General features: G+C 61.0%; 10 protein-coding genes. 6 read left to right on the forward strand and 4 right to left on the reverse strand.

Annotation, left to right across the window (positions count from 1 at the left end):
- Positions 1 to 18 precede the first annotated feature (18 nt).
- On the reverse strand, positions 19 to 1,044 hold the full coding sequence (locus tag NUV89_RS11840) for an alpha/beta fold hydrolase (RefSeq protein WP_257781444.1): 1,026 nt from the start codon (positions 1,042 to 1,044) through the stop codon (positions 19 to 21).
- 259 nt (positions 1,045 to 1,303) lie between these two features.
- Here NUV89_RS11840 and NUV89_RS11845 point away from each other — a divergent pair, with 259 nt between their 5' ends.
- The gene (locus NUV89_RS11845) at positions 1,304 to 1,774 is read left to right on the forward strand and encodes a hypothetical protein (RefSeq protein ID WP_257781445.1); all 471 of its coding nucleotides are present in this window, start codon (positions 1,304 to 1,306) and stop codon (positions 1,772 to 1,774) included.
- A gap of 49 nt (positions 1,775 to 1,823) precedes the next feature.
- Positions 1,824 to 3,140, forward strand: coding sequence for a hypothetical protein (locus NUV89_RS11850; RefSeq protein WP_257781446.1), 1,317 nt, complete (start codon positions 1,824 to 1,826; stop codon positions 3,138 to 3,140).
- 24 nt (positions 3,141 to 3,164) lie between these two features.
- On the opposite strand, the gene NUV89_RS11855 is transcribed toward NUV89_RS11850, so the two are convergent.
- From NUV89_RS11855 to NUV89_RS11865, 3 genes are all read right to left on the reverse strand, one after another.
- Positions 3,165 to 3,680 carry a hypothetical protein gene (locus tag NUV89_RS11855; protein WP_257781447.1) on the reverse strand — a complete coding sequence of 172 codons (516 nt, stop codon included), beginning with the start codon at positions 3,678 to 3,680 and terminating at the stop codon, positions 3,165 to 3,167.
- Positions 3,681 to 3,895: 215 nt separating this feature from the next.
- Complete coding sequence (gene gudD, locus NUV89_RS11860; RefSeq protein WP_257781448.1) at positions 3,896 to 5,221, reverse strand: glucarate dehydratase; 1,326 nt, start codon at positions 5,219 to 5,221, stop codon at positions 3,896 to 3,898.
- A 19-nt stretch (positions 5,222 to 5,240) separates the two neighbouring features.
- Entirely contained in the window at positions 5,241 to 6,602 is a 1,362-nt protein-coding gene (locus NUV89_RS11865) for an MFS transporter (protein WP_257781449.1), read from the reverse strand.
- 338 nt (positions 6,603 to 6,940) lie between these two features.
- Here NUV89_RS11865 and NUV89_RS11870 point away from each other — a divergent pair, with 338 nt between their 5' ends.
- From NUV89_RS11870 to NUV89_RS29940, 4 genes are all read left to right on the forward strand, one after another.
- Positions 6,941 to 7,651: a FadR/GntR family transcriptional regulator gene (locus NUV89_RS11870; protein ID WP_257781450.1), complete on the forward strand. Its 711-nt coding sequence runs from the start codon at positions 6,941 to 6,943 to the stop codon at positions 7,649 to 7,651.
- A gap of 5 nt (positions 7,652 to 7,656) precedes the next feature.
- On the forward strand, positions 7,657 to 8,352 hold the full coding sequence (locus tag NUV89_RS11875) for a tRNA (adenine(22)-N(1))-methyltransferase TrmK (RefSeq protein WP_257781451.1): 696 nt from the start codon (positions 7,657 to 7,659) through the stop codon (positions 8,350 to 8,352).
- 29 nt (positions 8,353 to 8,381) lie between these two features.
- On the forward strand, positions 8,382 to 8,681 hold the full coding sequence (locus NUV89_RS11880) for a DUF3144 domain-containing protein (protein WP_257781452.1): 300 nt from the start codon (positions 8,382 to 8,384) through the stop codon (positions 8,679 to 8,681).
- A gap of 1,411 nt (positions 8,682 to 10,092) precedes the next feature.
- Positions 10,093 to 11,100 (forward strand): methyl-accepting chemotaxis protein, encoded by a 1,008-nt coding sequence (locus tag NUV89_RS29940; RefSeq protein WP_374684489.1) that lies wholly within the window; start codon positions 10,093 to 10,095, stop codon positions 11,098 to 11,100.
- Positions 11,101 to 11,340 lie beyond the last annotated feature (240 nt).

Raw genomic sequence — 11,340 nt, forward strand, 5'->3', positions numbered from 1 at the left:
GATCAAGCCGCTTTGTTGCTACTTGCCAGCAGGCCGCGCCAGAAAGTCGGTAATCAATCCTACAACCTGCTGCTGGATCACCTCCCGTGGTCGCGCGCCCTGGGCATCGTGACAAATCATTCCGTCACCGGGCGAGCTCTCCTCGATCAGCGCCTCGCCCGTGGGCTTGCAGATCGCCATAAAGCTGAAGTGGGTGGCGTCGTCGATCTTCAGGTACTGCGTCGATGCCTTGGGCAGGCGCTTGGCCAGGTCCGCAGACTCCAATTCAGCGGGCAGGTCCGGCCCGTTCGCTGCTGCCGCCAGCACCAATACTGGCACCGGCAGTGCGGCGAGGCTGGCGTCGGTCATGCCGCGTGACAGGCCCAAGTCCAGGGACACCACGGCAGTGACGCGCTTGTCGCGCAAGTCGGCCGCCATCTGGGCGCTGTCGGGGTTCATCTTCTGATAGGCGATGCAGCCGGACAGTTGCACGTGGGCCGCGCAATCCTTGGCGAACAGGGCTGGGTCGAAGCGCGCGCCGGCGATCTCCAGCGCGGTCCAGCCTCCGAGGGAGTGCCCGATGGCAGCAATTCGCTGCGGGGCGACTGCGCCAAACCGCTGCGGCTGCGCGAGCACTGCATCGATGGCGCGGCTCAGGTCCTTGGGCCGTTGCCACAATTGCGCAGCGGCTGCAGGGCTGCGGTCTTTGCTGGTGGTGCCGGGGTGGTTGACCGCCGCGACGATGTAGCCTTTGTGGGCCAGCGCACTGGCCAGCCACACCTGGTTGCCCCAATTGCCGCCGTTGCCGTGGGACATCACCACCAGCGGATGTTTGCCCCTGGCCGGGGGCGCATCGGGTACGGCGAGGGCGCCATGGAACACAGCATCGTCGCGGATCAATTCTGGCGTGGCTTGGGTGGTGGCCGGGTACCAGACGACCATCTGCAGCGGGCGGTTGTTCTGCGCGTCGGGGAGGGTGATGTTCTGGAAACCGATGGGGGTGTTGTCGGCGAATGCAGGTGTAGCGAGGCCAATCAAGAGCAAGGCGCAAAGGGCGTTTTTCACTGTTGTTATCGTCCTTGAAAGTGAGGCGCGCATCATGACTGGAAATCGGTGGCTTTGGTAGAGGGGGCAGGGGACTAGGAAGTTTCTGGCGTGATCCTACTTTTAAGTATGACGGAGTTGTCGTTCGTTATTTTAGGAAGTGGGTGGGTGTTGGTGGTTGTTAATTCGTGCAAGAGTGGTGGTGTGGATCTTACAGTTTGATTGATTTGATTCTTGTGTATTAACTCCTGACGCTAAGGTGATAGTCATGAAGAGGCTAATGGTTTATCCGTACAAGTACCGGCTTGGTTTTCTAGTGGCTGCGTTGTTGTCCTTCAATGGTGCAGTTTATGCGGTGGACGCGACGATCACTAAGACCGATGCGCCGGATGTTATTACCGTGATATCAATTGGTGGTACGGGCTTATCTTTTTTTGGTCTGCGCAATACGGATTTTCCGGATGCGACAGCCGGACGTTCGATGAAGTTGCGGGGTATCGAGTGGCGCACAACCTCCTATCCTCAAACGCTCGACGAGAAAGTAGAGCTTTGCTATTTCCGTCCCTTCCAGGGCCTGGAAAACAACTGCAGGCCGATCTGGCCGAGTATGTCGGGTACGTTGCATGATTTCGATGATCTGCCATTCGGTAGTGGCGCATCGGTCACGATAAAACATCATGTGAAGGATGGTGGAACGCGACTTGCTTATCCAGCCGGTACTGATTCGGTGACTTATCACTATAGCTATTAGTTGGTTGCTTTAAGTTCTCGTGTGTATGTATGGGGCATGGAGGATATTTATGAATACTATTGTTACGCGGTTTTATTTAGCTGACAGTCGCTTGGCAAGCGTTCCCTCTAGTACTGCCCGCACGCCTATGCCTATGGACGCTGAAAGCAATGCCTCAAACACCGAGGTAGACACTGGTACGGTCAGCACTTTGTCAGCGCTGGCCCGCCAACTTAGCGAGGCGGCAGAACGGGCTGAAGCCCGCGACACTCATCAGGGCGCGCGCGGCACACTTGCCGCAAAAGCCTTTCTCGCCAACAAAGCACAATCTGATTTCGAGGGGGCGGAGCTTCTAGCCCGGGCTCGGCAAGCTAGCGGCTTCATCGACGGCGCTGATAGCAATCCGTTCAAAGGCCTCGCGCGCGACCAACTGAACCTGATTGCCCACGATGAGGGGGGCTCCTTTACCATCAACGAGCGGCGCGCCGCGTGGAAAGAGCTGCAAGCTTCAGCCGTGTCTGGCACTGCAAATACTGCCAATGTCTCTGCCAGTGGACGGGAGATCATGGTCTCCCGCTTGTTTCTCGGTATCGAGCCCCCAGTTGCCAAAGCTCCAATGACCATGCTCAACATGAGTCAAAGTGCTTATGATTTTCTCACCCGAGATGATCGTGAATTACTGTCGCAAATGTACGCGTATGCGCAGGCGCAAGGTGCAGATTTGCGCAATGTCGATAACGTGGCCGGTTTGCTGGGTGACTATCGCCATCACAACGATGGCCGCCAGCTCCTGAATGCCAACAACGGCAAGGGTTACGACCTGGAGGGGTACATGGTTACGGTAGACTTCCAGGCAGAGGATGCAGCCACCGCTTCACGCATCTTGAATGGGTCGGCGATCAGCAGCACGCTTATCGACCAGGGCTTTCTACGGCACTTTCTCGATCCTGGTCACGGGGCGCTGAAAAATACCAGTGACCTGGCTTTTCTTGAGCAGATGGTGATCAAGTTTTCCGCAGAAGGCGCCGCGCAAACCTCACTCGACAGCAAGTTTGCGTCCTACAAGTCCATCAGCATCAACGACAATGTTGTGGTTACCACCCACAGGAACGTAAAACTCCCTCCTTTCGAAGCGCATGTGACGAACGTCGACGGTGTTTGGACGCTAACCGAAAAAGGCAAAGCCGCCGGCTATATGCTGGACAAAACGACCGGCAGGTTGATCGAGCCAGCCGCTCGCTCTGACGATCAGGCGCCGCCGACCCTTGGCCGCGAGGTACCCAACCGTAACGTCATGGACTTCAGCGTGGGCCGCAGTGATCAAGCAGGCACACGCTGGCTCAAGCCCGGCAATCTGTTCAAGTTGATGCGAAATTTCATGTCCTGAGCGCCGTTAATCTTCGACAACCTATCAGCTTTGCACTGTGGGCGGCGTGTGATCGGATGCTGGGGATTGCGCGTCGGGGAGCATGAAGGCCGAGAGCAGTTTCAGCTGTTTGTAAGGGCCGCTGATGAGCGTATTACCGCCCATGGCCTGCAGGGTTATGCGCTCGGACCTGTAGCGATGAAACAGGCTGAACAGCGGCCTCTTCGGCTGATACACACCGAGCTGTCTTTCGACGTATTTCAGGGCGAGGATGGCGCTGCGCACAGCCTCTGGATCGACCTGGCCGGGCACGGTCCATTGGGACAGGGCCATGCTGCTGAAGAAGTTGAACGTCGAGCCTATGACTGCACCTATGGCGCCGCCAACGAGCAAGTTCATCTTGAACGCGTCGGTGATGCCAAAGTACTCGGCCAACAACAGGATGGGGGTCATCAGCGCAAGATAAGCGAGGGCTTGTTCTACCGGCGCCCAGGCCTTGGAAGGCTCTGTACGCAGTTGGTCCTTGAGCTTGAGTTTTTTGATCGTGGTGTCGGGTTGCATGCGTTACCCCTCCTGGGTTGAGACGGTCCTGATGATGAGGCGCCGCATTCTACGCAAAGCAAGGGTGTGATCATACGAAGATCAACTGTGGGAGCTGGCTTGCCTGCGATAGCATCGCCTCTGTATTGCTGGTGGACCGAGGTGCCCGCATCGCAGGCAAGCCAGCTCCCACACAAGCCAGTTCCCCCAGGGTGCAGCGTTGTTCTCAGGGAGGGTTACCGCACCAGACACGGCTGCTTGTTGTTGAACGTCCATCCCGGTATCAAAAACTGCATCGCTACGCTGTCATCCCGCGCCCCAAGGCCCATGCCTTTGTACAGCTCATGGGCCTTGGCCACGGCGTCCATGTCGATGTCCACCCCCAGCCCTGGCTTGCTCGGCACCTTCACATAGCCGCCTTCGATTTTCAGCGGTTCCCGGGTCAGGCGCTGGCCGTCCTGCCAGATCCAGTGGGTGTCGATGGCGGTGATGTCGCCCGGCGCAGCGGCGGCGACCTGGGTGAACATCGCCAGGGAAATATCGAAGTGGTTGTTGGAGTGCGAGCCCCAGGTCAGGCCCCATTCATGGCACATCTGCGCGACACGCACCGAGCCCTGCATCGTCCAGAAGTGCGGGTCGGCCAGTGGGATGTCCACCGATTGCAACTGGATCGCGTGGCCCATCTCGCGCCAGTCGGTGGCGATCATGTTGGTGGCGGTTTTCAGGCCGGTGGCGCGGCGGAATTCGGCCATGACTTCGCGGCCGGAATAGCCGTTTTCTGCGCCGCACGGGTCTTCGGCGTAGGCGAGCACGTGGTGCTGGTCGCGGCATAGGCGGATGGCTTCTTTCAATGACCAGGCACCGTTGGGGTCGAGGGTGATGCGCGCATCGGGGAAGCGCTCGGCCAGGGCGGTGACGGCTTCGATTTCGGCGTCGCCGCTCAACACGCCGCCTTTGAGTTTGAAGTCGTTGAAGCCGTACTTGGCCTTGGCGGCTTCGGCCAGGCGCACCACGGCGTCGCTGGTCAGCGCCTTTTCGTGGCGCAGGCGGAACCAGTCGTCATCGGCATCCGCTTCGTTGCGGTAGGACAGGTCGGTGGCGTTGCGGTCGCCGACGTAGAACAGATAGCCGAGCATTTTTACTGCATCGCGCTGCTGCCCTTCGCCGAGCAAGGCGGCCACGGGCACTTCGAGGAACTGGCCGAGCAGGTCGAGCAACGCCGCCTCCATGGCGGTGACGGCATGAATGGTGATGCGCAGGTCAAAGGTCTGCAGGCCGCGCCCGGCCGAGTCCCGGGAGGCAAAGGTGCTGCGCATCTGGTTGAGGATGCGCTGGTACTGGCCGATGGGCTGGCCGATTACCAGGCTGCGCGCGTCTTCCAGGGTTTCACGGATGCGTTCGCCGCCGGGCACTTCGCCGACGCCGGTGTGGCCGCTGCTGTCCTTGAGAATGACGATATTGCGCGTGAAATACGGGCCGTGGGCGCCGCTGAGGTTGAGCAGCATGCTGTCATGGCCGGCGACGGGAATGACTTGAAAGTGTGTGATGACAGGCGTGTTCATGGCAGGTTCCTATTCAGATTCAGAGAGGTTTGCTGATGGCAGCGCCCGTGGGCACGGCGCTTGGCGCCGTCAGCACGGCAGAGGGCGAAGTCTTGGCAAAAAACACCAGGATCGCGGCAAGCACCGAAGTGCCGGCCAGGCCGTAGAGGCCGCCCTGGATCGAGCCGGTGGTTTGTTCCAGGAAGCCAAAGGTGGTCGGCGCCACAAAGCCGCCCAGGTTGCCGATGGAGTTAATCAGCGCGATCACCGCCGCAGCGATGCGCACATCCAGGTAGCCCTGGGGGATCGGCCAGAACAGCGACGACGCCGACTTGAAGCCGATGGCCGCAAAGCAGATCGCCACAAAGGCAAACACCGGCCCGCCGGTGGTGGACATGAACATGCCTGCCGCCGCAATCAACAACGCCGCCGCGACCCAGGCCTGCTGGAACTTGAACTTGCCCGACAGCGACGCGAAGGCGTACATGGCAATGATCGAGATCAGCCACGGGATCGAGTTGAAGAAACCCACCTGCACATCACTCAGGTCACCCATCTTCTTGATGATGCTCGGCAGCCAGAACGTGGCGGCGTAGATCGTCAGTTGGATGCAGAAATACAGGGCGCAGAACAGCAGGATCTGGCGATCCTTGAGCAGCTTGCCGAGGGTCGGCTTGACCGTGGTCAGCGCTTCACGCTCGCGCTGTTCGCGGTCGATGGCGTTGACCAGCGCGTCCTGTTCCTCGCGGCTCAACCATTGGGCGTCGTGGGGCTTGGAGTCCAGCCAGAACCACACAAAAAAACCCAGCGCCACTGACGCCAGGCCTTCGATGGCAAACATCCACTGCCAACCGTGCAAGCCGAAGCCTTCGATCTGCAACAGCGCCCCCGACAGCGGCCCGGAAATCAGCGATGCAACCGCCGATCCACTGAGGAAGATCGCGATGGCCTTGCCGCGCTCGGCAGCGGGCAGCCAGCGGGTGAAGTAGTAGATCACGCCGGGGAAGAAACCCGCCTCGGCCACGCCCAGCAGGAAGCGCAGGATATAGAAGTGGGTTTCGTTCTGGATGAACGCCATCAGCGTGGCGACGATGCCCCAGGTGAACATGATGCGGGTCAGCCAGATCCGTGCGCCGACCTTTTGCAGCAACATGTTGGAAGGCACTTCGAACAGCGCGTAGCCAATGAAGAACAACCCGGCACCGAAGCCATACGCCGCCGCGCCGATGCCCAGGTCGTGTTCCATGTGCGTGCGCACAAAGCCGATATTGACCCGGTCGATGTAGTTGAGGATGAACATGACCACGAACAGTGGGAGCACATGGCCCTTCACTTTGCTCACGGCGCGCGTGAGGGTGGAATCATTTTCGGGTGTGGCAGATGCATGGTTTGAATTGTTCACAATTCAAAACTCCCCCTGATTATTTTTATGCGGGTTTGCGTGTCTTGTTGATAGACATCATACAAGTGGATTTCTGCGATCTGCAATGCGGTGGTGGGCTATTTTGTTCTTATAAGGCCAGGGTAGGAGTGCTTGTTTTGGTTATTTGTCCTGTTTTTATTAGGGTTTTATCGGATTTTAGCAGGCGGGAGCACCGTCGGTGGACCCTAGGTATGAAAGCCGGCGTGGATGGCTTTAAGGTTGGTTGTCATACAAGCAGGTCGCTTTTTCAATCAACACAGCGTCCCCGCTGGGCAGGGTGTTAAGCTTCCTCCCAGCCAAGCCGTGGACCCGTAACGATGCCCATAGAAAGCGCGCCCCCCGTGCGCAAACGCTCCAGCAACCTCGCCCAGGGTGTGGTTGAAGCGCTGACCCAGCGCATCCTGCTCGGGCAGTTGCAGCCCGGTGAAAAACTGCCGTCCGAATCCACCATCGTGGCCGAGCACGGTGTCAGCCGTACGGTGGTGCGCGAGGCGCTGTCCAAGTTGCAAGCGTCGGGGTTGGTGGAGACGCGTCACGGCATCGGCACCTTTGTACTGGCGCCGCAAGCGCAGTCCGGGCTGCGCCTGCATGTGGACACGCTCGCCAGCGTGCGCAGCATGCTGGAGTTGCGCCTGGGCCTGGAGGTGCAGGCCGTGGCACTCGCCGCCCAACGCCGCAGCGACGCGCAACTGGCGCGCATGCGCGAGGTGCTGGGCGACTACCAGGCCTCCCTGGCCAACAACGACAGTTGCGTGGAAGCAGACAAACGCTTCCACCAGTTGATCGCCGAAGCCACCGGCAATACCTTCTTCAGCGAAATCATGCTGCACCTGGGCACGGCGATGATTCCGCGCACGCAGGTCAAAGCCACCGAGCGCGGTGGCGCGGATTTCGCCCAATTGGGGCAACTGGCGCACCAGGAGCATGAGGCGATCTTCAACGCGATCAAGCGCCAGGACCCGGACGCCGCACGCGCTGCCATGGTGCTGCACTTGACCAATAGCCGCGATCGTTTTTCGGGAGAGTAGGGCAGTTGAACCAACACACTTTATCCGCGCGCCTGGAGCGCGTGGCGGCCAACGTGCCCCTGGGCGCGCGCCTGGCCGATATCGGCTCCGACCACGGCTACTTGCCGGTGGCCTTGCTGCGCCGGGGCGCGATCAGCGCGGCGGTGGCCGGCGAAGTGGCGACCACGCCGTTTCATGCCGCCCAACGCACGGTGCGTGACAACGGCCTGGAGCAGCACATCACGGTACGGCTGGCCAACGGCTTGGCGGCCATCGAAGCGCAAGACCACATCAGCGCCATCAGCATCTGCGGCATGGGCGGCGAGACCATCCGCGACATCCTCGACAGCGGCAAGGCGCACCTCAGCGGCCACGAGCGCCTGATCCTGCAACCCAACGGCGGCGAGCAACCGCTGCGCCAATGGCTGATGGACAACGGCTACGCCATCCTCACCGAAGAGCTGCTGCACGAAAACCGTTTCTACTACGAAATCATCGTTGCCGAGCGCAGCGCACCCGTGCTGTACAGCGCTGAGCAGCTGTATTTTGGCCCGTTGCAAATGCAGGCGCGCAGCCCGCAATTCCTGGCCAAATGGCAACGCATGCTGCACCAGAAGCAGAAGACCCTGGCCAGCCTTGAGCAGGCGCGCCAGGCAGTGCCCGAGACCACGCTGCAAGAGATCGCCCAACAGGCCCGCTGGATTACCGCGCTGCTGGCCTGACACACCGTTATTCACTAAGGATTACCGTAATGGCAGACGCCACCGACCAAGCTTTTTATGACCGCGCAGACGCGCACATCGAACTGTCCAACGCGCAGCTCAAGGCTGAGGAAAACCTCGGCCAGGTCAGCGCCTCGATGATGTTTGGCACCACCCGCTTCAATGCCTGGGCCAGTGCGCGCAACTTCAAGTCCGGCGCGGAAATGGCCGAGGCGCGGGAGGCGATGTTGAAGTATTTCTGCGATCAGTACCGGATGATGCTTGAGGATAATCTGGATGATCACATCAACAATTTCAGCCGGTACATGCTCGCCAAGGCCCCAGAGTAAGCGGGCCTGATGAAGTCCAAAATGTGGGAGCGGGCTTGCTCGCGAAGGCAGTGTGTCAGTTGCAGGTGTGCTGATTGATCCACCGCTTTCGCGAGCAAGCCCGCTCCCACATTTGATGGGTAGTGTTTGTTCGATTTGCGCCAATGGTTACAGATCGGGGCATGGTGTTGAGTGTTTTCGCCCCAAATCAGGGCGTCGCCTGTGCGCTTTTCGCGGGCCACCCCGCCTGCTTCCTACGTCCTGCCCCCGGCCCGTATCTTGCTAGAGCCAAGCTAATCAATGACATGGCGTTTTGCCGTTAGTCATTTCAAGGCTTCGCCCAGCGGTGCACCGCATGGGTCGTTTTGGGGAGTGGTCGGACATGCACAGCCTTTTATCACCCGGTATCCGCCTGCTCGGCCGTTTTGGTTTTGCGCGCAAGTTCCAGATCCTGTTCCTCCTGTTCATGCTGCCCCTGGCTGGCAGCCTGTGGATGATCGGGCAGGACTATCGCGCCAAATTGGCGGTGATCTCCAGCGAGCAATCCGGCGTTCGCCAACTGCTGGCCCTGGATGCACTGGACAGCCAATTGACCGCCCAGCGCAACCTGGCCGCGCGCTGGAAAGCCGCCGACATCCTGCACGCACCAACCCCGGCGGCGAAGGCGGCGATGGACAAGGTCGATGCCAATTACCCGCTGCTGTTGCAAAGCCTGCAAACCCTGGGCGACTCACTGAACGCCCAGCACGCCAGCGCCGACATCCTCGCGCGCTTCGAGGCGTTGCAGGCCACGATCAAGGGCATGGATGCCCAATCCCTGCGCACCGTGGGTTGGTGGCCGGACGGTTATGACCGCTTCACCTCGGCCCTGACCGCCATGCAGACCTTGCGCGAACAAGTGACGCTGGACACCGGCCTGATCCTCGATCCCTGGCTGGAAACCTACCTGCTGATGCAGATATCCACCCAGCACACCCCCGACCTGATCGAGCGCGTCGGGCGCATGGCCAGTGTGGGGCAATCTTCCATCGCGTCCGGGCAGTTCACCTTGCAGAGCCGCTTGCAGATGCGTGACCTGCGCGGCCGCATCGGCGATGCGCGCGAGCAGTTGGTCAAGGCCGCCGCGTCGCTCAAGGCCAAGCAGTACGCGGGCATGGAAGCGTGGACTGTGCAGTATGACAACAGCCTGCAAACCCTCGACAACCAGCTCAACGTCCTCGACGACGGCGTGTTCGGCGGCAGCATCAAACTCGACACGACGGCCTTCGAAGGCAGTGTCGATGCCATGCTCGGCAGCCTGGGCGCGCTGCGCAACCAGTCGCTGACCTCCCTGGACGCGCGCCTCGGCCACTACCACGATCGTTCCCTCCAGCAGATCGTGCCCGTGGCCGCGACGTTCAGCCTGTTGGCGTTGGCGGCGTTGTACCTGTTCATGTGCCTGCAAGCCTCGATTCGCCGCAGCGCCAGTGGCATCACCACGCTGGCGGAGTCGCTGCGTGACGGCAATCTCTGTGTGGAAGTGGCGGTGCAAGGGCGTGACGAACTGGCGGCCATCAGCACGGCGCTGAATGTCGCGGTGGTGCAGTTGCGCACCAGCTTGCTGGGGGTCAATCACGAAACGCAGCAGCTGGGCTCGGCGGTGCTCACCCTTAACTCGCAATCGGGCAGCACCCTCAACGAAGTCGAAGACCAGCAACAACAAATCAGCCAGATTGCCGCCGCTGCCACCCAACTGGCCGCGACCTCCCTGGGCGTTGCCCGCAGTTGCGAACAAGCGTCGGGCAGCGCCCAGCAGACCCGGCGCATCGCCGAAGACAGCAGCCGCGACAGCCAGCGCACCACGGCCAGCATCCAGCAACTCAACGGGCGCCTGACGGACACCGCCAACGCCCTGGAGCAAGTCAGCCAGCAGGGCCAGCAGATTCAATCGGTGGTGGACACCATTCGCGGCATCGCCGAGCAGACCAACCTGCTGGCGCTCAACGCGGCCATCGAAGCCGCCCGTGCGGGGGAGCAGGGCCGCGGCTTCGCCGTGGTCGCGGATGAAGTGCGCAGCCTGTCGCAACGCACCCAGGCCTCCACCGCGCAGATCGCCGGCACGGTGGACAGCCTGCGCGCGACGGTGAGCCAGGCGGTCACCCTGATGGGCGCCGCGTGCGAACAAGCGCTGACGGACGCGGCGTCGGTCACCGGGCTCGGCACCCGCCTGGGCGAGATCGCCGGCGCGGTGCAGAACGTCACCGACACCCTGGCGCAGATCGCCACGGCGGTCGAAGAACAGGCCGCGACGGCGGACGAAGTGAGCGGCAATATCCAGCAAGTGGACCAGGCGGCGGGGCGCTTGCTTGACGGTGCGCGAGCGGTGAACCGTGCGGCAGACACCCTGAGCAAGGGCAGCCAGGCCCTAAGCGACAACACCGCAAGATTCCGACTGGAATGATTCCCTGTGGGAGCTGGCTTGCCTGCGATGGCGGCAGCGTTGCTGATAAAGATGCCGCCTGACCCGGCGCTATCGCAGGCAAGCCAGCTCCCACATTTTGGTCTTCGTCGTTCGGAGACCTTGAGCAGGGCAGCCAGGCCCTAAGTGACAACACCGCACGATTCCGGCTGGACTGAGATCTCCTGTGGGAGCGGGCTTGCTCGCGAATGCGGTGTGTCAGTCAATACATCGGGTGACTGA

The organism is Pseudomonas sp. 18.1.10 (assembly GCF_024655625.1).
In the GTDB taxonomy this organism is placed as follows: Bacteria; Pseudomonadota; Gammaproteobacteria; order Pseudomonadales; family Pseudomonadaceae; genus Aquipseudomonas.